Origin of the sequence: Amycolatopsis sp. 505 (assembly GCF_031625235.1) — a bacterium.
GTDB lineage: Bacteria > Actinomycetota > Actinomycetes > Mycobacteriales > Pseudonocardiaceae > Amycolatopsis.
Genome location: NZ_JACKQP010000006.1, coordinates 151,389 through 175,019 on the forward strand (window position 1 = coordinate 151,389; position 23,631 = coordinate 175,019).

Here is a 23,631-nt window from a genome sequence, read left to right on the forward strand (position 1 = left end):
TGGGGCTTTGATGGCCAACGAGCAGAAACTCCGTGACTACCTCAAGTTCGTCACGGCCGATCTGAAGGACACCCGCGACCGGCTGGCCGACGTCGAGGCCCGGGACGCCGAGCCCGTCGCGATCGTGGCCATGAGCTGCCGCTACCCGGGCGGCGTCGCCTCCCCCGAGGACCTGTGGCGCCTGGTCGAGAGCGGCACGGACGCGATCGGCGGCTTCCCCGGCGACCGCGGCTGGCCCCTGGGCCCGTTCCAGGGCGGCTTCCTCCACGACGCGGCCGAGTTCGACGCGGACTTCTTCGGCATCTCACCCCGCGAAGCGCTGGCCATGGACCCGCAGCAACGGCTCCTGCTGGAGACGTCGTGGGAGCTCCTGGAGCGCGCCCGGATCGCGCCGAAGTCGTTGCGGCGCAGCGGTACCGGCGTGTTCGTGGGTGGCGCGGCGTCCGGGTACGGCACCGCCGGCGCCGAGGAGGTGGCCGGCTACCTGCTCACCGGAACGGCGGGCAGTGTGCTTTCCGGACGGCTGTCGTACCACCTCGGCCTGGAGGGCCCGTCGGTCACGATCGACTCGGCGTGCTCGTCATCGCTGGTGGCGTTGCACCTGGCCGCACAGGCTTTGCGACGCGGCGAGTGCACCCTCGCGATCGCGGGCGGCGTCACGATCATGGCCACGCCGGGCACGTTCGCCGAGTTCGACCGCCAGGGCGGCCTGGCCGCGGACGGCCGGTGCAAGGCCTTCGCCGACGCGGCCGACGGAACGGGCTGGGCCGAAGGCGTGGGGTTGCTGCTGGTGGAGCGCTTGTCGGACGCGCGCCGCAACGGCCACCCGGTCCTGGCGCTCCTCCGCGGCTCGGCGGTGAACTCCGACGGCGCGTCGAACGGCCTCACGGCGCCGAACGGACCTTCCCAGCGCCGCGTGATCACGGCGGCGTTGTCGGCGGCGGGGTTGTCTCCATCGGACGTCGACGTCGTCGAGGCCCACGGAACGGGCACGGCCCTGGGCGACCCGATCGAGGCCCAGGCCCTGCTGGCGACGTACGGTCAGGACCGCGCGACGCCGCTGTGGCTGGGATCGGTGAAGTCGAACATCGGCCACACGCAGTCGGCGTCCGGCGTGGCGGGCGTGATCAAGATGGTGCTGGCGATGCGCCACGACGTCCTCCCGCAGACGTTGCATGTGGACTCGCCGTCATCCAAAGTGGACTGGTCAGCGGGCGAGGTCCGGTTGCTGACCTCGGCGCGCGAGTGGCCTGCTGACCGCCCGCGCCGGGCGGGCGTGTCGTCGTTCGGGATTTCGGGGACGAACGCGCACGTGATCCTGGAGGGGGTTTCGCCTTCGGCCTCTTCGCCGTCGTCGACCCTTTCGGGGCCGGTTCCGTGGCTGGTGTCGGCGCGCGGGACGGAGGCTTTGTGTGCTCAGGCCGCGGCTCTGGTGCCTTATGTCGACGAGCCTCCCTTGGAGGTTGGTGCGACGTTGCTGTCCGGCCGGGCGACGTTCGAGGACCGAGCGGTGGTGTTCGGTTCATCGGCGGCCGAGTTCCGGACGGGCCTTTCGGCTTTGGCTGCGGGCGGCGAGGCACCCAACGTGGTGCGCGGACGGGTCGTTCCGGGCGGCTTGGCGGTGTTGTTCACCGGGCAGGGGGCGCAGCGGGTCGGGATGGGCCTGGAGCTTTACGAGCGGTTCCCGGTGTATGCCGCGGCTTTCGATGAGGTGCTTTCGCATTTCGATCCGTCGCTGCGGACGGCGTTTGATGATCAGTCGCTGCTGGATCGGACCGAGTTCACCCAGCCGGCGTTGTTCGCGCTCGAGGTGGCGTTGTTCCGTCTGGTGTCATCTTTCGGCGTGCGGCCGGACTTCGTGGCGGGTCATTCGATCGGCGAGCTGGTCGCTGCCCACGTAACCGGTGTCCTCTCCCTTGGGGATGCCTGCCGCCTGGTCGCCGCTCGAGCGTCGCTGATGCAGGCGCTGCCCACCGGCGGCGCGATGGTCTCGATCGCCGCCCCCGAGTCCGCGATCACCCTGACCGAGGGCGTCTCCATCGCGGCGGTGAACGGTCCCGAGTCGGTCGTGATCTCCGGCGAGGAGTCCGCGGTCCTCGAGATCGCTGCTCAGTTCCCGAAGACCAAGCGCCTGTCGGTGAGCCACGCGTTCCACTCGCCGTTGATGGACCCGATGCTCGACGAGTTCCGTGCGATCGCCGAGACCCTGACGTACTACCCGGCCCAGATATCGGTGCTCTCGAATGTGAGCGGTGCTCTCGCTTCGACGTTCACGGCGGACTACTGGGTCCGCCACGTGCGAGAAGCTGTTCGCTTCGCTGACGGGGTGTCCACTTTGGCGGCTGCCGGGGTCGGCGTGTTCCTGGAGCTGGGCCCGGATGGCGTCCTCAGTGCGATGGTCGGCGGCACGGCGATCCCGGCGTTGCGGCGCGACCGCTCTGAAACGAGAGCACTGCTCTCAGCGTTGAGCACTGCTCACGTTCAGGGTGTGGACGTCGACTGGACGCAGCTCCTGCCCGCCGAGCCCCAGGCGGACCTGCCCACGTACGCGTTCCAGCGACGGCACTACTGGTTGACCGGCCCGCCGCCGGAGGTGTCCACGGAGGACCAGGCATTCTGGTCGGCGGTCGAGAGCCCGGACCTCGCGGAAACGCTGGGTCTCGACGAGCAGCTGGCGGAGGCCATCCGCCCGGCGTTGTCGGCGTGGCGCGACCGAAGCCGCCGGGACGGCAAGGTGGCGTCGTGGCGCTACCGGGCCGAGTGGAAGCCGCTGGCCGCGTCAGCCGGAGAGCCGGGCGACTGGCTGTTGATCGCCCCCGAGGGCAGCGAAACGGCAGCGGCCTTGGCGACCCTGCTCACCGGCGTCGTGCCCCTGACCGTGACAACGGAATCCCGCCCCGAACTGGCCGACCGCCTCCGCGAGCTGCCAACCCACCACTGGACGGCGGTCCTTTCGCTGGTCGACCTCCCGGCAACGGCAACCCTGGTCCAAGCCCTCGGCGACGCGGGCATCAAGGCGCCGCTGTGGTCCCTGACCCGCGGAGCGGTGACGATCGGCCGATCCGACGGGCTGAAAGCCCCGGAGCAGGCGTCCCTCTGGGGGTTCGGCCGGACGGCGGCCCTGGAGCACCCCGACCGCTGGGGCGGTTTGGTGGACCTCCCGCCAACCCTGGACACCCGCGCGGCTGCCCGGCTACTGGCGGTCCTGGCCGGCGACGAAGATCAAGTGGCCATCCGAGCGTCGGGATCATTCGCCCGCCGCCTGGTCCCCGCCCCGCTCGCCGGCCCCTCCCGGAACTGGCACCCTCACGGCACGGTCCTGATCACCGGAGGCACCGGAGCGCTGGGCGCGCGCGTCGCCCGTTGGGCCGCCGCCAACGGAGCCGACCGACTCGTCCTCATCTCCCGCAGCGGCCCCGACGCCCCCGGCGCAGTGGACCTGGCTGCCGAACTCACCAACGCGGGCACCGAAACCACCATCAAGGCCTGCGACGTCACCGACCGCGTCGCCGTAGCGGCCTTGATCGACTGGATCGGCGACGACCTCCGCGCAGTAGTCCACACGGCAGGCATCCTCGACGACGGCATCATCGACACCGTCACGCCCGAGCGCCTCGCCAACGTCGAAGCGGCCAAGGTCACCGGCGCTGTCCACCTGAGCGAACTCACCCGCAACCTGGACGCATTCATCGTCTTTTCGGGCCTGGCGGGCACCCTCGGAGCGGCGGGCCAAGCCGCCTACGCGGCGGCCAACGCCCGCCTGGACGCCCTGGCCGAAGCCCGCCGAGCAGAGGGCGAGCCGGCCCTCGCGGTGGCATGGGGCCCCTGGTCCGGAGGCGGCATGGCAGGAGCCGACATCAGGACACGGCTAGCCGCAGCCGGCCTCCGCCCGCTGGACCCCGACCTCGCTCTAGCGGCCCTCGAAGGTGCCTTGTCCGCAGGCGACACGACAATCACCATCGCCGACATCGACTGGCAGACGTTCGCCCCGGCGTTCACGGCGGTCCGCCCAAGCCCGTTGCTCGCCGAACTCCCAGCATCCGCCCACAACGCGGGCGGCATCGCTGCGCCCGCCACCACTCGCGTTTTCCTCGCCGCTTCCAACACGGCCAACGCCATCGCGCGCAACACCACCGCCAACCCCGCTGCGGTCGGCGCCACGAACCCTGCCGCGGCTGTTGCCGCCAACCCCGCTGCGGTGGGCACCCGCAACGCCGCCGCGGCTGCCGCCGCGGTCAACGGCCCCGACTCCGCCGCAGCCGCCGCCCGCGACTCCGCCGCCCCCGACTCCGCAGCCGCCGCCCGCGACTCCGCCGCCCCCGACTTCGCAGCCGCCGCGCGCGACTCCGCCGGCGCGCGCGGCTTCACCGGCGCCGGTGTTCTTGAGCTTGTCCGCGAACAGGTTGCCGCCGTGCTTGGGCATGCCTCCGCCGGTTCTGTCGATCGGCGGCGGGCCTTCAGCGACCTTGGCTTCACCTCCCTCTCGGCCGTCGAACTGCGCAACCGGCTGCGGGCCGCCACCGGGCTCGAGCTGTCCGCCACCCTCACCTTCGACCATCCCGACCCGGATGCTCTCGCCCGGCATCTGTGTGCACTGCTCCAAGGCGAGAGCAGCGCTCTCGAAATGGAGCACCCTGCCGGAATGCGGGACGACGAGCCGATCGCCATCGTGGCGATGGCGTGCCGGTTCCCCGGTGATGTTCGCTCGCCGGAAGACCTTTGGGACCTCGTTGCCCGCGGGGCCGATGCCCTGTCCGCTCCGCCGGTCGACCGCGGGTGGCCGTCCGGGCTGGGTGCCGTCAGGCCCGGCGGGTTCCTCGGTGGAGCGGCAGAATTCGACGCCGAGCTCTTCGGCATCTCGCCACGCGAAGCCATGGCCATGGATCCCCAGCAGCGGCTCCTCCTCGAGACCGCCTGGGAGCTCTTCGAGCGCGCCGGCCGGGATCCGCGCTCGGTGCGCGGCGAACGCATCGGCGTCTTCGCCGGCACCAATGGCCAGGACTACCCCGCCTTGCTCACCGACGCGGGCGACGACGTCGCCGGCTACGTCGGCACAGGCAACGCCGCCGCCGTCGTCTCCGGCCGGATCGCCTACGCCTTCGGGCTCGAAGGCCCCGCCGTCACCGTTGACACCGCGTGCTCGTCCTCGCTGGTCGCGCTGCACTGGGCGCGCCAGGCGCTGCGGGCGGGCGAGTGCGACCTCGCCGTCGCCGGAGGTGTCACCGTGATGGCGACGCCGGGTGCCTTCGTCGAGTTCGACCGTCAGGGCGGTCTCGCTCCGGACGGCCGCTGTAAGGCCTTCGCCGAGGGCGCCGACGGCACGGGCTGGGGCGAAGGCGCCGGCCTGCTGCTGGTGGAGCGGTTGTCGGACGCGCGCCGCAACGGTCACGAAATCTTGGCCGTGGTCCGGGGTTCGGCGGTGAACTCCGATGGTGCGTCGAATGGCTTGACGGCGCCGAACGGCCCGTCCCAGCAGCGGGTGATCCGGACGGCTCTCGCCGATGCGGGTCTCGGTCCGTCCGAAGTGGACGCCGTGGAAGCGCACGGCACCGGCACGAAACTCGGCGACCCGATCGAGGCGCAGGCCTTGCTGGCCACCTACGGCCAGGGCCGCGACGAGCCGCTGTGGCTGGGGTCGGTCAAGTCTAACCTGGGCCACACGCAGGCCGCGGCCGGCGTCGCGGGGATCATCAAAATGGTCCTGGCGATGCGGAACGGCGTCCTGCCGCAGACGCTGCACGTCGACGCGCCGTCGTCGCAAGTGGACTGGTCGGCGGGCGCGGTGGAAGTGCTCACCGAGACCCGGAAGTGGCCGTCCGACCGGCCGCGCCGCGCGGGCGTGTCGTCCTTCGGGATCTCCGGCACCAACGCCCACACCATCCTCGAGCAGGCGCCGGACGACGTCGTCGTGCACGACACCGCTCCGGCGGGCCTGCTCCCGGTGCCGGTCTCGGCGCAGACCGAGCCGGGGTTGCGCGAGCAAGCCCGTCGCCTGCTCGCTGCCGAGCGCGGCGCTCTGCCGGACGTCGCGTTTTCGCTGGCGACCGGCCGCGCGGCCCTGTCCCGGCGCGCGGTGGTGCTCGCCGAGGACGACGGTGACCTCGTCCGCGGCTTGACGGCGCTGGCGGACGGGGCGCCGGACCCGGGCGTGATCCGCGGGGACGTCGAACCTGGTTCGCTCGCCGTGCTCTTCACCGGGCAGGGCGCGCAGCGGGTCGGCATGGGACGGGGACTGTACGACCGGTTCCCGGTATACGCCGAGGCGTTCGACGCCGTGTGCGCGGAGTTCGACCTGCTGTTGGAGCGTCCGCTGCACGAGGTCGTCTTCGCCGGGTCTGCTTTGGACGAGACCGGATCGGCGCAGCCTGCCTTGTTCGCGGTCGAAGTCGCGTTGTATCGGCTCTTCGCGTCGTGGGGAGTGCGCCCGGACTTCGTTGCCGGCCACTCGATCGGTGAAATCTCGGCGGCCCACGTCGCCGGTGTGTTGTCCCTTGTGGACGCTTGCCGATTGGTCGCCGCGCGGGCGTCGCTGATGCAGGCGCTGCCCGCCGGTGGGGCGATGGTGTCGATCGCGGCTCCCGAGTCCGCGATCGTCCTGGCCGAAGGTGTCTCGATCGCGGCGGTGAACGGCCCGGAGTCCGTGGTGATCTCCGGCGACGAGGCTCCGGTCCTGGCCATCGCCGCGGAGTTCGCCGAGCGCGGCGTCAAGACCAAGCGGCTCACGGTGAGCCACGCGTTCCACTCGCCGTTGATGGAGCCGATGCTCGACGCGTTCCGCGAGGTGGCCGAACAACTCCAGTACCACCCGGCGGAGATACCGGTGCTCTCGAATGTGAGCGGTGCTCTCGCTTTGCCGTTCACGGCGGAATATTGGGTGCGGCACGTGCGTGAGGCGGTCCGGTTCGCCGACGGGGTGTCCACTTTGGCGGCGGCCGGGGCTGGGGTGTTCCTGGAACTGGGGCCCGACGGGGTGCTCAGCTCGATGGTCCCGGGCCGGGCGATCCCGGCGTTGCGCCGCGACCGTGACGAGGTGCGGACGTTCTTCACGGCCTTGGCCGGGTTGTACACCGCCGGGGTGCCGGTGGACTGGACCGAACTGCCCGGCCGCCGGATTCCGTTGCCCACTCATGCTTTTCAGCGCGAGCGCTTCTGGCCGGCCCCGCGTCCGGCGGGTGGCGAGCTCGACGCGCAGTTCTGGTCGGCGGTCGACCGCGCGGACGTCGCCGGGCTGGCGGCCGGGACCGGTGTGCCGGAGGCGGACGTCGCCAAGGTGCTGCCCGCGCTGGCGTCCTGGCGGCGGGACCGGGCCGGAGCCGTGGAGACCGAGTCGTGGCGCTACCGGGTGACCTGGGTTCCGGCGCCCGAGCCGGGCTCGGCGACCCCGTCGGGCCGGTACGCCATCGTGGCCGCCCCGGGTGCGGCGCGCGGCTGGGCGGATGCGCTGGTGCGGCCCGGAGTCTGCGTGGCCGGGCCGGGAGAGCCGGCCGAGGGGCCGTTCGACGGAGTGGTCTTGATCTCGGCCCCGGGTGACGACGCCGTGGCCGACGCGGCGGCGCTGGCCCGGGCCGGGGTGGGGCCGCTGTGGTGCGTGACCGTGGGGGCGGTCGCCGTGCTCGGGGACGAGGCTGCCGGGGATCCGGGGTTGGCCGCGTTGTGGGGCTTCGGCCGGGCGCTGGCCCTGGAGACGCCGGACCGTTGGGGCGGGCTGGTCGACGTTCCGGAGACCCCGGACGAGCGCCTCGCCGCGCAAGTGTGGGGGATCGTCGCCGGCGCAGGCAACAACAGCCGGCTGCAAGCGGCCCAGCCCAACACCGACGCAGAAGACCAAATCGCCCTGCGGCCGTCCGGCACCTACGCCCGGCGGATCGTCCGCGCCCCGCTACCCGCCTCGCCATGGACGCCCAGCGGCACCGTCCTCATCACCGGCGGCACCGGTGCCCTTGGTGCCACCGTGGCCCGCTGGGCCGCGCACGCCGGCGCCGACCACCTCGTCCTCCTCAGCCGCCGCGGCCCGCAAGCCCCCGGGGCCGCCGAGCTCGTCGAGGACCTCCAGGCCGCCGGAGCGAAAGCGACCGTCCTCGCCTGCGACGTCGCCGATCGCGACGACCTGGCCCGGGCAATCGGGCAGATCCCGCAGGTCACCGCCGTCGTCCACGCCGCCGGGGTCAGTCAGGCCACCGCCTTCGCCGACCTCTCCGACGACGACTTCCGCAAGGTCCTCCACGCCAAAGTCGCCGGTGCCGAGCACCTCGACCAGCTCCTCGGCGACGACCTCGAAGCCTTCATCCTCTTCTCCTCCATCTCCGGCATCTGGGGCGCGGGCGGCCAGACCGCCTACGCCGCGGCCAACGCGCACCTCGACGCCCTCGCCGAACGTCGACGCGCCGCCGGGCGGAAAGCCACCTCCGTCGCCTGGGGGCCCTGGGCCGGCAGCGGGATGGCCGCCGGTGCCGCTGAGCAGGAGCACCTGCGTCGGCGGGGGCTGACGCCGCTGCCGGCCGAAGCTGCGCTCAACGCGATGCGGACCGCGGGGGAGACCTCGGTCGTCGTCGCCGATGTCGACTGGGCCCGGTTCGCCGCCGCCTTCACCGCGACCCGGCCGAGCCGGCTGCTGGCCGAGCTGCCCGAGGCGAAGCTGCCCGAACCGCAGCCGGCCGAGGTCCGGCGTCCCGCCGACCTGCTCGCCCTGGTCCGGACCGAAGCCGCGCAGGTGCTGGGACACGCCACGGCTGACGCCGTCGACGCCAAGCGAGCCTTCACCGAACTCGGCTTCGACTCGCTCACCGCCGTCGAGCTGCGGACCCGGCTCGCCGCCGCGACCGGGCTCACCCTGCCGCCGACCCTCGTCTTCAACCACCCCAACGCCACCGCGCTCGCCAAGCACCTGCGCGCGCAGCTGGACGACGGCGCCCCGAGCGTCCTGGCCGAGCTCGACCGGCTGGAAGCGGCCCTCGCCGCCGGTGCACCCGACCGGCTGACGCGGACCGAACTCGCCGTCCGGCTGCAAACCCTGCTGAGCCGCTATTCCGAACGAGAAGAAAAGACCGGTGAACTCGATTTCGCCGATGATGACGCACTTCTGGAATTCATCAACAATGATCTCGGTAAATTGTAAATCGCTCGTAGGGGCCCCTGTCGGCGGGATCTTTAGGGGTTGTAGGCCCAAAACCGGTCCCATAGCCTCGCATTGATGCCACTTCGGCGCGCGGATGTGCCGGGTGTCCGCACTTCGCTGGAGAAAAGGCTGGTGGCACTGAGATGGCCGACGAGGAGACGCTGCGCGAACACCTCAGGTGGGTCACGACCAATCTGCACCAGACGCGCCGGCGGCTGCAGGCGGTGGAAGACGCCGAACAGGAACCGATCGCGATCGTCGGAATGGGGTGCCGGCTGCCCGGCGGTGTCACCAGCCCGGAACAGCTGTGGGACCTGGTCGCCGCGGGCACCGACGCCGTCACCGGATTCCCGGACAACCGCGGCTGGGACCTCGACGCGCTCCGCGACCCCGATCCGGACCGGCCCGGCACCTCCCACACCGCGTCCGGCGGCTTCCTGCACGACGTCGCCGACTTCGACGCCGGCTTCTTCGGCATCTCCCCGCGCGAAGCCCTCGCCATGGACGCCCAGCAGCGGCTGCTCCTGGAGACGACCTGGGAGGCCATCGAACGCGCCCGCATCGACCCGGCGTCGCTGGCCGGCTCGGAGACCGGCGTCTTCGTCGGCAACACCGGCCAGGACTACGCCAACCTCATGCGCGGCGCCGGCGACAACCTCGAAGGCCACCTGCTCACCGGCACCGCGACCGCCGTCGTCTCCGGACGGCTGGCGTACTTCCTCGGCCTCGCGGGTTCCGCCGTCACCGTCGACACGGCGTGCTCGTCTTCGCTCGTCGCGCTGCACTGGGCCTGTCACGCGCTTCGCCGCCGCGAGTGCTCCCTCGCCCTCGCCGGCGGCGTGACCGTCCTGTCCACCCCGGCGGCGTTCGTCGCCTTCAGCCGGCAGCGCGGCCTGGCCCCCGACGGCCGCTGCAAGTCCTTCGCCGACGCCGCCGACGGCACCGGCTGGGGCGAAGGCGCCGGCATGCTGGTCCTCGAACGACTGTCCGACGCCCAGCGCCACGGCCACCCGGTGCTCGCCGTCGTCCGCGGCTCGGCGATCAACTCCGACGGCGCCTCCAACGGCCTCACCGCCCCCAACGGCCCCGCCCAGGAGCGCGTGATCGCCGACGCCCTCGCCAACGCACGGCTCTCGGCGAAGCAGGTCGACGCGGTCGAGGCGCACGGCACCGGCACCACCCTCGGCGACCCGATCGAGGCGCAGGCCCTGCTGGCCACCTACGGCCGCGCCCGCCCCGCCGACGACCCGCTGTTCCTCGGCTCGCTGAAGTCGAATATCGGCCACACCCAGGGCGCAGCGGGGGTCGCCGGGGTGATCAAGATGGTCATGGCGATGCGGCACGGCGTCCTGCCGCGGACGCTGCACGTCGACGCCCCGACCTCGCACGTCGACTGGGCGTCCGGCGGGGTCCGGCTGCTCACCGAGGCCCGGCCCTGGCCGGAGACCGGCGAGCCGCGCCGCGCGGGCGTGTCCGCGTTCGGCATGAGCGGCACCAACGCCCACGCCATCCTCGAAGCCGCGCCGGACGCCGAGGAACCGGCACCTTCGAACGCGATCGGCCCGGTGCCGTGGGTGCTGTCCGCGCGGACCCCCGACGCGCTCAAAGCGCAGGCCGCGGCACTGGCCGGGCACGAAGCGCCAGCCGCGGACGTCGGGTTTTCGCTGGTCAGCACCCGTACGGCGTTCCCGCACCGCGCGGTCGTGGTCGGCGATCTCGCCGGTGGTCTCACGGCGCTCGCCGAAGGCGCCCCGGCGGCGAACGTCATCACCGGGGAAGCCGGTGCGCCGGGCAAGGTGGCCCTCGTCTTCCCCGGCCAGGGGTCGCAGTGGGCCGGGATGGCCCTCGAGCTTGCGGAATCGTCGCCGGTGTTCGCGGGCCGCCTAGATGACTGCGGCACCGCGCTGAAGTCCTTTGTGGACTGGGAACTCCGTGACGTACTGGCCTACGCGGAGGCGTTGGGCCGGGTCGATGTGGTGCAGCCCGCGTTGTTCGCGGTGATGGTGTCGTTGGCGGAGCTGTGGCGGTCGTTCGGCGTTGTTCCGGACGCGGTGGTCGGTCACTCACAGGGTGAGATTGCCGCCGCGGTCGTCTCGGGGGCATTGTCGCTTGAGGACGGCGCTCGCGTGGTGGCGTTGCGGAGCAAGGCGATCCTGGCGCTGGCCGGTGGTGGCGGGATGGTGTCCGTCGCGGCCGCGAGGGGGACCGTCGAGGAGAGGCTGGTCGAGGGCATCTCGATCGCCGCGGTGAACGGCCCGGCCGCCGTAGTGGTGTCCGGTGTGCCGGACGCTCTCGAAGAGCTGATCAGGTCCTGCGAAGCCGAGGGGATCCGCGCGAAGCGGGTGCCCGTGGACTACGCGTCCCACTCGCCGCAGGTCGAGCAGCTGCGTGACGAGCTGCTGGACGTCCTGGCGCCGGTCACCCCCCGCGACAGCGAGATCGGCTTCCTCTCGACCGTGACCGGCGAGTGGAACGAACGGGTGGATGCCGAGTACTGGTACACCAATCTCCGCAGCACGGTCCGGCTCGACACAGCGATCGAGCGGCTGAAGTCCGAGGGCTTCGGGACGTTCATCGAAGCGTCGCCGCACCCGGTGCTGACCATGGCGCTCGGCGAGGACGTCGTCGCGCTGGGATCGCTCCGCAAGAACGACGGCGGCCTGACCCGCTTCCACGCCGCCCTCGCCGAAGCACACGTCAAGGGCGTCGCCGTCGACTGGACGCCGGCCTTCCCCGGCGCCCGCACGGTCGACCTCCCGACCTACGCCTTCCAGCGCGAACGGTTCTGGCCCAGTGTCGTCGCCGACCCCGGCGACGCGGGCGCGCTCGGCCTCAGCGCCACCGGGCACCCGCTGCTCGGCGCGGCGGTGGCGCTGGCCGCGGGCGACGGTCTCGTCCTCACCGGACGCGTCTCCCCGCAGGCACAGCCGTGGCTGGCCGACCACGCCGTGCACGGCACGATCCTGGTGCCCGGCACCGCGTTCGTCGAACTCGCCGTGCAGGCCGGCGACCGCGCCGGCTGCGGCACGGTCGAGGAACTCACCCTGGAAACCCCGCTGACGCTGCCCGACGGCGACGCCCGCGCGCTGCAGGTCTGGGTGGGCGCGGCCGACGAAACCGGCCGGCGCGCCTTCGAGGTCCATTCGCGGCGCGACGAGGACGACCCGTGGACGCGCCACGCGACCGGCGTGCTCGCGCCCGGCACCCCCGAAGCCGGGTTTACTCTGGACTCCTGGCCGCCCGAGGGCGCGGCCAGGATCGACCTCGACGGGTTCTACGACGGCCTCCGCGCGGCCGCGGGTTACGGCTACGGGCCCGCCTTCCAGGGCCTGCGTTCGGCCTGGCGCCGCGGCGACGAGATCTTCGCCGAGGTCGCACTGCCGGACGACCGCGACGCGGCCCGCTTCGGCCTGCACCCGGCCCTGCTGGACACGGCCCTGCACCCGCTCGCGCTGTCGCTGTCGCTGTCCACCGAGGACGGACAGACTCGCTTGCCGTTCGCCTGGACGGGCGTGGCCCTGCACGCGACCGGCGCGTCGGCGCTGCGCGTCCGCCTCACCCGCCGCGGCGCGGACGAGGTCACGGTCGAGGTCGCGGACCCGGCGGGCGCCCCGGTCGCGACGGCGGAATCCCTCGTCCTCCGCCCGCTCCCCACCGGCAGCCTGGACCGTGCCGACGACCTGTACGAAGTGGACTGGACCGAAGTCCCGGCCGGAGCGGCCGAAACCGACGCCGTCTTCGAACCGATCAGCGGGGCGCCGGTCCACTGCGTGCTCGGGCTCGTCCAGGACTGGCTCACCACCGAGCGACCCGAGACGCTGGTCTTCGTCAGCAGCGGCGCCGTCGCCGTGCACGACGGCGAAGCCCCCGATCCCGACCTCGCCGCCGCGTGGGGGCTCGTGCGCTCGGCCCAGTCGGAGCACCCCGGCCGGTTCGCGCTGCTGGACACCGACGACCCCGAGCACCCGATCGTCCCGCCCGAGCCGCAGACGGCCGTCCGCGAGGGACGTCACTTCGTGCCCCGGCTCGCCCGGGTCACCGCCACCGGCGAGACGCCGGACTGGGGTGCCGGCGCCGTCCTCGTGACCGGCGCCTCGGGCGTGCTCGGCGGGCTCGTCGCCCGGCACCTCGCGCGGCAGCACGGCGTCCGGAACCTGGTCCTGCTCAGTCGCCGCGGCGCGGACGCGCCCGGCGCCGCCGAGCTCGCCGCCGACCTGCCGGACGCCGTCTTCGTCGCCGGTGACGCCGCCGATCGCGACGCACTCGCCGAGGTGCTGGCCGCGCACCGGGTCACCGCCGTCGTGCACGCCGCCGGTGTCCTCGACGACGGCGTCGTCGAGGCCCTCACCCCGGAGCGGCTGGACGCGGTCCTGCGCCCGAAGGCCGACGCCGCCCGCAACCTCGACGAGCTGACCGCCGATCTCGCCGCGTTCGTGCTCTTCTCCGCCGCCGCGGGCACCACCGGCGGCAGCGGCCAGGGCAACTACGCCGCCGCCAACGCCTACCTCGACGCGCTCGCCCAGCGTCGCCGGGCGGCCGGGCAGCCCGCCGTGTCGCTGGCCTGGGGCCTGTGGGCCGAGGCCAGCGGGATGACCGGGCACCTCGACGACCGCGCGCGCGACCGGCTCGGCCGCTCCGGCGTGCGGCCCCTGGACACCGCGCAGGGGCTGGCGCTGTTCGACCGCGCCGTCGCCGCGGGCCCGGCCGCGCTGGTCCCGATCGCTCTCGACGCCGCCGCACTGCGGCGGCAGGCCGCCGACGGCACCGTCTCGCCGTTGTTCCGCGGCCTCTTCCCCGCCCCCGCGCGCCGCGCCGCCGCGGCCGGCGGGCACGTCGGCGAGCTCTCCGAAGAGGGCCTGCTCGACCTGGTCCGGACGCAGGTGGCGGCCGTCCTCGGGCACGCTTCCGCGCAGGCCGTCGACCCCGCCCGCGCGTTCAAGGACCTCGGGTTCGACTCGCTGACCGCGGTCGACCTCCGCAACCGCCTCGCCGCCGCCACCGGCCTCCGGCTGCCCGCGACGCTCGTGTTCGACCACCCGACGCCGACGGTGCTCGCCGCCCACCTCGCCGGGCGGCGGGCGGACACCGTCGTCACGACGAAGGCCGCCGCCGACGAGCCGATCGCGATCGTCGCCATGAGCTGCCGCTACCCGGGCGGCATCGCCTCCCCGGACGACCTCTGGCGGCTGGTCGCCGAGGGCCGCGACGCCGTTTCGGCGTTCCCCGCCGACCGCGGCTGGCCCGACCTCTTCGACCACGATCCCGCCCACGGCGGGACGTCCTACGTCCGTGAAGGCGGATTCCTCCATGACGCCGCTGATTTCGACGCCGAGTTCTTCGGCATGTCGCCCCGCGAAGCGACCGCGACGGATCCGCAGCAGCGGCTCTTGCTGGAAGTCGCGTGGGAGGCGTTCGAGCGCGCCGGGATCGTGCCGGACGCGGTGCGCGGCAGCCGGACCGGTGTCTTCGCCGGCGTGATGTACCAGGACTACGCCACCCGGCTGCAGAACGTCCGAAGTGGACTTGAGGATTACGAGGGTTATCTCGGCAACGGCAGCGCGGGCAGCGTCGCCTCCGGCCGGATCGCCTACGCGTTCGGGCTCGAAGGCCCGGCGATCACGGTGGACACGGCGTGTTCGTCGTCGCTGGTGGCGCTGCATCTGGCGTGCCAGTCGCTGCGGCAGGGCGAATGCGACCTGGCGCTGGCCGGCGGGGTCACGGTCCTCTCGACGCCCGCGCTGTTCGTCGAGTTCAGCCGCCAGCGCGGCCTCGCGGCCGACGGCCGGTGCAAGTCGTTCGCGGACGCCGCCGACGGCACCGGCTGGGGCGAGGGCGCCGGCCTCCTGCTGGTGGAACGGCTGTCCGACGCGCGCCGCCACGGCCACCCGGTGCTCGCCGTCGTCCGCGGGACGGCGGTCAACCAGGACGGCGCGTCCAACGGCCTCACCGCCCCCAACGGCCCCGCGCAGCAGCGGGTGATCCGCCAGGCCCTGGCGAACGCGGGGCTGACGGCGTCCGAAGTGGACGCGGTCGAGGCGCACGGCACCGGCACGACGCTCGGCGACCCGATCGAGGCGCAGGCGCTGCTGGAGACGTACGGCCAGGAGCGGGAAACGCCGCTGTGGCTGGGTTCGCTGAAGTCGAACATCGGCCACACCCAAGCGGCGGCGGGTGTCGGCGGCGTGATCAAGATGGTGCTGGCGATGCGGCACGGGGTGCTGCCGCAGACGTTGCACGTCGACGCGCCATCGTCGCAAGTGGACTGGTCGGCGGGTGCTGTGGAGCTGCTGACCGAGTCGCGTGAGTGGGTGGCCGACCGGCCGCGGCGGGCGGGTGTTTCGTCGTTCGGGGTCAGCGGCACCAACGCGCACGCGGTCCTGGAGGAGGCTTCGGAGGCTGTTCCGGAGCTGGTTGCCGGCGGTGTGGTGCCGTGGGTGATTTCGGGGCGCACCCCTGGTGCGTTGCAGGCACAGGCGGCCGCCTTGCTCGACCGAGCCGGGCTGCCGGCCGCGTCGGTCGGGGCGGCGCTGGTCTCCGCGCGGTCGCTGTTCCGGCACCGCGCGGTCGTGGTCGGCGACGATCTGGCCGGCGGCCTCACCGCGCTCGCCGAGGGTGCTCCCGCGGCCAACGTCATCACCGGTGCGGCGAACGAACCGGGCAAGGTCGCGCTGGTGTTTCCCGGCCAGGGCGCGCAGTGGGCCGGGATGGCGCTCGAACTCGCGGAGTCGTCGGAGGTCTTCTCGGCGCGCCTGGATGCATGCGCGATGGCCCTGGAGTCCTTTGTGGACTGGCGACTCCGTGAGGTGCTGGCCGATGCGGAGGCGTTGAGCCGGGTCGATGTGGTGCAGCCTGCGTTGTTCGCGGTGATGGTGTCGTTGGCGGAGCTGTGGCGGTCGTTCGGCGTGGTCCCGGACGCGGTCGTCGGCCACTCGCAGGGGGAAATTGCGGCCGCGGTCGTCTCGGGGGCGCTGTCGCTTGAGGACGGCGCTCGGGTGGTGGCGTTGCGGAGCAGGGCGATTCTGGCGCTGGCCGGTGGTGGCGGGATGGTGTCCGTCGCGGCCGCGTGGGACACCGTCGAGGAACGGCTGACCGAGGGCGTCTCGATCGCCGCCGTGAACGGACCCGCGGCCGTCGTGGTCTCCGGTACGCCGGAAGCCTTGGACGAGTTCATGACGGCCTGCCGCGCGGACGGCATCCGCGTGAAGCGCGTGCCGGTGGACTATGCGTCCCACTCGCCGCAGGTCGAGCAACTCCGCGACGAACTCCTCGACGTCCTGGCGCCGGTGAACCCGCAGCCGGGGCACACGGCCTTCATCTCGACCGTGACCGGCGAGTGGAACGAAACCCCGGACGCCGAGTACTGGTACACCAACCTGCGCAGCACGGTCCGTCTCGACACCGCGGTCGAGCGCCTGAAGTCCGAAGGTTTCGGGACGTTCATCGAAGCGTCACCGCACCCGGTCCTGACCATGGCGCTCGGGGACGACGTCGTCGCGCTGGGCTCCCTTCGCAAGAACGACGGTGGCCTCACCCGCTTCCACACCGCCCTCGCCGAGGCGCACGTCAACGGGGTCGCCGTCGACTGGACCCCGGCCTTCGCCGGTGCGCCCGCGGCCGACCTGCCGACCTACGCCTTCCAGCGCGAGCGGTACTGGCTCGACGTCCCGGAAGTAGAGCCGGTCCAGGCCGACCAGCGGTTCTGGGACGTCGTCGGCGACCAGGACGTCCCGGCCTTCGCGGGCGTCCTCGACGTCGCCGAAGACGCTCCGCTCGACGCCGTCCTGCCTGCCCTGGCGAAGTGGCGCAGCCGCCGCCACGACGAGACCACCACGGACTCCTGGCGCTACCGGATCGCCTGGCGCCCGATCGCCACCCCACCGGCTCGGCTCTCCGGCCGCTGGCTGGTCGTCGGGGACGACGGTGTCCGGGAGGTCCTGGCCGCGCACGGTGCCGAGATCGTCCAGGACGTCGAGGACCTGACCGGAGTGGTGGCCGTCCGGCCGGACGCCGCGACCGCCCTCGACCTGACCCGGCTCGACGCCCCGCTCTGGCTCCTCACCGACGCGGCGGTGGCCACCGGACCCGGCGACCGCGCGCCCGACCCGGCGCAGGCCCGCGTCTGGGGGCTCGGCCGGATCCACGGGCTCGAGCACCCGACCCGCTGGGGTGGCCTGGTCGACCTGCCACCGGTCCTCGACGAAGCCGCCGCCACGAAACTGGCCGCCGTGCTGGCCGGAACCACCGGCGAGGACCAGGTTGCCTTGCGCACGTCCGGCGTCTTCGCCCGCCGGCTCGTGCCCGCCGCAACCGCGGAACCCGCGCGGCGCTGGCGGCCCGAGGGCACCGTGCTCGTCACCGACGCCGACGGTCACGCGGCCGTCCGGCTCGCTCGCTGGCTGATCACCCGGGGTGCCACCCGGATCGTGCTCGCCGCGGCCGCCCTGCCCGGCGTCGAGACCCTGCACGGCGCCGAAGTGGTCGAGGCGCTCTGCGACGTCGCCGACCGTGACCAGCTCGCCGCGGTGCTCGAGGCCCACGGGCCGGTGCGGTCGGTGTTCCACGCCGCCGCCGTCACGGACCTGGCGCCCCTCGCCGACACCACCCCGGACCTCCTGGACCGCGCGTGCCGCGTCAAGGCGGACGCCGCCGACCACCTCGACGCGCTGCTCCCGGACGGCCTCGACGCCTTCGTCCTGTTCTCGTCCATCGCCGCCGTCGTCGGCAGCCGCGCCCACGGCGCCTACGCGGCGGCCAACGCCCACCTCGACGCGCTCGCCGAGCGCCGCCGGGCCCGCGGCCAGGCCGCGACGTCGATCGCCTGGGGTGTCTGGGACGCCGACGAGGGCGTCGACCGGGACCGGCTGACGGCCGAAGGTGTCCCGCCGCTCGACCCCGACCTGGCGCTGACCGCGCTCGGCCGGGCCCTCGACCTCGACGACACGACCGTCGTCGTCGCCGACGTCGAATGGCCGCGGTTCGCCCCCGCCTTCGCCGCTGCCCGCCGCCGGCCGCTGCTCGCCGAGATCCCGGACGCCGCCGAGGAGACCGCACCCGAGCCGTCCGGATACGCCGCCCGGCTCGCCGGGCTGAGCGCGACCGACACCCACCGCGTGCTGACCGACCTGGTCCGCGCGCAGGCCGCGGCCGTGCTGGGGCACCCTTCCCCGGCGGCCGTCGACGTCGGACGAGCCTTCTCCGAACTCGGCTTCGACTCGCTGACGGCGGTCGAGCTGCGTACCCGGCTGGCCGCCGCGACCGGCCTGCGGCTGCCCGCGACCCTGGTGTTCGACCACCCCACGGTCACCGTCCTCGCCGGGTTCCTCGGCGAGCTGTTCGGCACCGGGACGTCGGCCGAAGCCGCGGTGGCCGCGGGAATCGCCGCGGACGAGCCGATCGCCATCGTCGGCATCGGCTGCCGGTTCCCGGGCGGAGTCCGTTCGCCCGAGGACCTCTGGCGGCTGGTCGCCGCGGGCGGCGACGGCATCACGCCGTTCCCGGCCGACCGCGGCTGGGACCTCGACGAGATCTACGACCCCGAACCCGGCGCCACCGGCAAGAGTTACGCCCGCGAGGGTGGCTTCCTCGACGACACCACCCGCTTCGACCCCGGCTTCTTCGGGATCTCCCCGCGGGAGGCCCTCGCGATGGACCCGCAGCAGCGGCTGCTGCTCCAGACGTCGTGGGAGGCCTTCGAACGCGCCGGGCTCGACCCGGCTTCGGTGCGGGGCGAACGGATCGGCGTCTTCGCGGGGACCAACGGCCAGGACTACCCGGCCCTGCTCGAACGCTCGACCGAGTCCCTGGAAGGCCACGCGGGGGTCGGCAACGCGGCCAGCGTCGTCTCCGGGCGGCTGTCCTATGTGTTCGGTCTCGAAGGCCCGTCGTTGACTGTGGACACGGCGTGTTCCTCGTCGCTGGTGGCGTTGCACCTGGCGGTGCAGGCGCTACGGCGCGGCGAGTGCTCGATGGCGCTGGCCGGCGGGGCCACCGTGATGGCGACCCCCGGCATGTTCGTCGACTTCAGCCTCCAGCGCGGCCTCGCCGCGGACGGCCGGTGCAAGGCCTTCGCCGACGCCGCGGACGGCGCCGGGTTCTCCGAAGGCGCGGGCATGCTGTTGGTGCAGCGGCTGTCGGACGCCCTGCGCGACGGCCGCCGGGTGCTGGCCGTGGTACGCGGCTCGGCGGTCAACTCCGATGGCGCGTCCAACGGCCTGACCGCGCCGAACGGACCGTCGCAGCAGCGCGTCATCCGCGCAGCCCTTGCGGACGCCGGGCTGACGCCGTCCGAAGTGGACACCGTCGAGGCGCACGGGACCGGCACGACGCTGGGCGACCCGATCGAAGCCCAGGCGCTCCTGGCCACCTACGGCCAAGAGCGGGACGAGCCGCTGTGGCTGGGCTCGGTGAAGTCCAACCTCGGGCACACCCAAGCCGCGGCCGGGGTCGCGGGCGTGATCAAGATGGTCATGGCGATGCGGCACGGCGTGCTGCCGCCGACGCTGCACGTGGACGCGCCATCGTCGCACGTGGACTGGTCGGCCGGTGCGGTCGAGCTGCTCACCGAGCCTCGGGAGTGGACGTCGCGGCGCCCGCGGCGGGCCGGGGTGTCGTCGTTCGGCATCTCGGGCACCAACGCCCACGCGATCCTCGAACAGGCGCCGGAAGCCGTGGCCGAGGAGCGCGAGCCGGTCTCCGGGCCGGTGCCGTGGGTGCTGTCCGGACGGACCGAAACCGCCCTGCGCGACCAGGCCGCCGCCCTCGCCGGGATCGACGGGCACCCGGCCGACGTCGGGTTCACGCTGGTCACGGCCCGGTCGCGGTTCCCGCACCGCGCGGTGGTGTTCGGCACCGAGGCGCTGGCCGCCGTCGCCGAGGGGGTCCCCGCGGCGGACGCGGTCTCCGGGATCGCCGGAACACCCGGCAAGGTGGCGCTCGTCTTCCCCGGACAGGGTTCGCAGTGGCCCGGGATGGCGCTCGAACTGGCGGAGTCCTCCGCGGTGTTCGCGGCCCGGCTCGACGAGTGCGCGGCGGCCTTGTCGTCCTTTGTGGACTGGGAGCTGCGTGACGTGCTGGCGGACGCGGAGGCGTTGGGCCGGGTCGATGTCGTGCAGCCCGCGTTGTTCGCGGTGATGGTTTCGCTGGCCGAGCTCTGGCGCTCGTTCGGCGTGGTCCCGGACGCGGTGGTCGGCCATTCGCAGGGTGAGATCGCGGCCGCGGTGGTGTCGGGTGCGCTCTCCCTGGACGACGGCGCGCGGGTGGTGGCCCTGCGCAGCCGGGCGATCCTGGCGCTGGCCGGCCGCGGCGGGATGGTGTCGGTGGCCGCGCCGCTGTCCGCCGTCGAGGAGCGGCTGACCGAGGGGATCTCGATCGCGGCGGTGAACGGCCCGGCCGCGGTGGTCGTGTCCGGCGAGCCGGCCGCCCTCGACGAGCTGATCGCGGCGTGCACCGCCGACGGCATCCGGGCCAAGCGCGTGCCGGTCGACTACGCCTCGCACTCGGCGCAGGTCGAGCACCTGCACGAGGAACTCCTCGACGTACTTGCCCCGATCACGCCGCGAACGGGGGAGACGGCGTTCTTCTCGACGGTGACCGGCGAGTGGGCCGACGGTGCTCTCGACGCCGAGTACTGGTACCGGAACCTCCGCGGGACAGTGCGGCTGGACATCGCCGTCGAGCGGTTGAAGAACGACGGGTTCGGGACGTTCGTCGAGGCATCCCCGCATCCGGTGCTGACCATGGCCCTCGGGGACGACGTCCTCGCCGTGGGCTCGCTGCGAAGGGACGACGGCGGGCTCACCCGCTTCTACACCGCCTTGGCCGAAGCGCACGTCAACGGCGTCGACGTCGACTGGACCCCGGCGTTCCCCGGCGCCCGGTTCACCGACATCCCCACCTACCCGTTCCAGCAGGAGCGGTACTGGCCGCAGTGGACCGCGGTCACGGCGGGGGACGCCGGCGGGCTCGGCCTCACCGACGCCGGGCATCCGCTGCTCGGCGCGGCCGTGACCGTCGCGGGCACCGGCACCACCCTGCTCACCGGGCGGCTGTCCCTGAGCACCCAGCCGTGGCTCGCCGACCACGCGGTCGGTGACACCGTGCTGCTGCCGGGCACCGCGTTCGTCGAGCTGGCCGTGCAGGCGGGCGACCAGGCCGGCTGCGAGACCGTCGAAGAGCTGACCCTCCAGTCGCCCCTGGTGCTGCCCCGCCGTGGCGGCGTCGCCGTCCAGCTCCGGGTCGAGACCGCTGACGAAACCGGCCGTCGCGCGCTGACCGTCCATTCGCGACCCGGCGACGACCTCGAGTGGACCCAGCACGCCGAAGGCATCCTGGCCACCGGTGTCGAGCCGGGCACGGCGCTCACCGCGTGGCCGCCGCCGGGCGCGGAACCGCTGCCCGTCGACGGTCACTACGACACCCTGGCCGGCCACGGCTACCGCTACGGCCCGGCGTTCCAAGGTCTGCGTGCGGCCTGGCGGCACGGCGACGACCTCTACGCCGAGGTCGTCCTGCCCGACGAGCAGCGCGCCGAAGCGGCTCGGTACGGCCTGCACCCGGCCCTGCTCGACGCGGCCCTGCACCCGATCGGCCTGACCAGCGCCCAGGCCGGCGCCCGGCTGCCGTTCGCGTGGACCGGCGTCCGGCTGTACGCCACCGGCGCGACCACCCTGCGGGTCCGGCTCGGAGCACTCGGCGCGGACGGCGTCTCGGTCGCCGTCGCCGACGAAACCGGGGCACCGGTCGCCGAAGCGGAATCCCTGGTCATGCGGCCGATTTCGGCCGATCAGCTGGCCGCCGCCGCGGACCACGACGGGCTCTTCACGATGACGTGGCAGCGCCTGGACGCCGAGCCGGCCGCCCCGGCGGTGCCGCTGGGCGAGTCCGGGCCGGTCGTCTACACCGAGTGCCGGGGCGACGCGACGGCGGCCACGCTCGAGACCCTGCAGGACTTCCTGAGCGGAGACGGGCGGCTGGTCCTGGTCACCGAGTCGGCCGTCGGGGAGGCGCCCGCCGACCCCGCCGCCGCGGCCGTCTGGGGTCTCGTGCGTTCGGCGCAGTCGGAGCACCCGGACCGGTTCGTCCTCCTCGACGTCGACACGACCGAGAACCTCGCCACCTGGGCCGGGGTGGCCGCCGCGTCCGGCGAGCCGCAGCTGGCGGTGCGCGGCGGCGAACTCCACGTACCGCGCCTGGCTCGGGCGACTCCGCCGCCGCGGGAGCACGCCTGGAACCCGGACGGGACCGTCCTGATCACCGGCGCGAGCGGCGTGCTCGGCGGGCTGCTCGCGCGGCACCTGGTGACCGTCCACGGCGTCCGGCACCTGCTGCTGCTCAGCCGCAGCGCTCCCGACCTCGGCGGGCTGACCGACGCATCCGTCACCGTGGTCGCCTGCGACGTCGCCGACCGGACCGCCCTCGAAGACGCCTTGGCAACGATCCCCGCCGAGCACCCGCTGACCGCGGTGGTGCACGCCGCGGGGGCGCTCGACGACGGCGTCCTCGAAGCACTGACCCCGGAGCGGCTCGACGCGGTGCTGCGGCCCAAGGCGGTCGCCGCGCGGCACCTGCACGAACTGACCGAGCACCTGGACCTCGACGCCTTCGTCCTCTTCTCCTCCTTCGCGGCGACGATGGGCGGCGCGGGCCAGGCGGGCTACTCCGCGGCCAACGCCTACCTCGACGCGCTCGCCCAGCACCGCCACGGCCGCGGCCTGCCCGCGACCTCGCTCGCGTGGGGACTGTGGGAGGCGCGCAGCGGCCTGACCGCGCATCTCGGCGACGACGACGTGTCACGCCTCGGCCGGTCCGGCGTCCGCGCCCTGCCGACCGACCGCGCGCTGCGGCTGTTCGACCTCGCCCTCGGGTCGGGCGAGCCCCTGCTCATGCCGGTCGCCCTGGACCTCGCCGCCTGGCGCGCCCGCGCGGACGTCCCGCCGCTGCTGCGCGGGCTGATCAGGACATCCGGACGGCGGGCCGTGCGCGACGGCGTCCCGGCCGGACCCGGGCTGGCCGAACGGCTGGCCGGGCTGCCGGAAGCCGAGCAGCTCCGGGTCGTCGACGAGGTCGTGCGCGCCCAGGTGGCGGCGGTCCTCGGATATGCCTCGGGCCACGCCGTCGAGGCCGGGCGCGGCTTCCTCGACCTCGGGTTCGACTCGCTGACCGCGCTGGAACTGCGCAACCGCCTCAACGCGGTGACCGGGCTGCGGCTGCCCGCCACGCTGATCTTCGACTACCCGAACCCGGACGCGCTCACCAAGCACCTGTGCGCCGAGCTGCCCGCGGACGGCGCGAAAGCCGTCCTGCCGGTCCACGCCGAGCTGGACCGGCTGGCCGCGGTGCTCGCCGCGACCGAAACCGAGGCCGGCGAACGCGACCTGATCACCGAGCGCCTGCGCGGGCTGCTGGCCCGGTGGACCGCGACCGACGAGCGCCGGGCGGACTCCGGCACGGAACTGGCCGACGCCACCGCCGAGGAGATCTTCGACCTCCTGGACGACGAACTGGGGATGTCCTGAATG

The 23,631-nt window shown here is 73.5% G+C and carries 2 protein-coding genes; both read left to right on the top strand.

The window, feature by feature from the left end:
- The first annotated feature begins 7 nt into the window (after positions 1-7).
- Positions 8-9,115 carry a type I polyketide synthase gene (locus H5965_RS22930; protein WP_396136927.1) on the top strand — a complete coding sequence of 3,036 codons (9,108 nt, stop codon included), beginning with the start codon at positions 8-10 and terminating at the stop codon, positions 9,113-9,115.
- Positions 9,116-9,258: 143 nt separating this feature from the next.
- On the top strand, positions 9,259-23,628 hold the full coding sequence (locus tag H5965_RS22935; protein WP_310972181.1) for an SDR family NAD(P)-dependent oxidoreductase: 14,370 nt from the start codon (positions 9,259-9,261) through the stop codon (positions 23,626-23,628).
- Positions 23,629-23,631: the final 3 nt, after the last annotated feature.

What these genes read in the sequence shown, in the direction of transcription:
- H5965_RS22935 (WP_310972181.1), top strand. Translation starts at nt 9,259, where the DNA reads ATGGCCGACGAGGAGACGCTGCGCGAACACCTCAGGTGGGTCACGACC.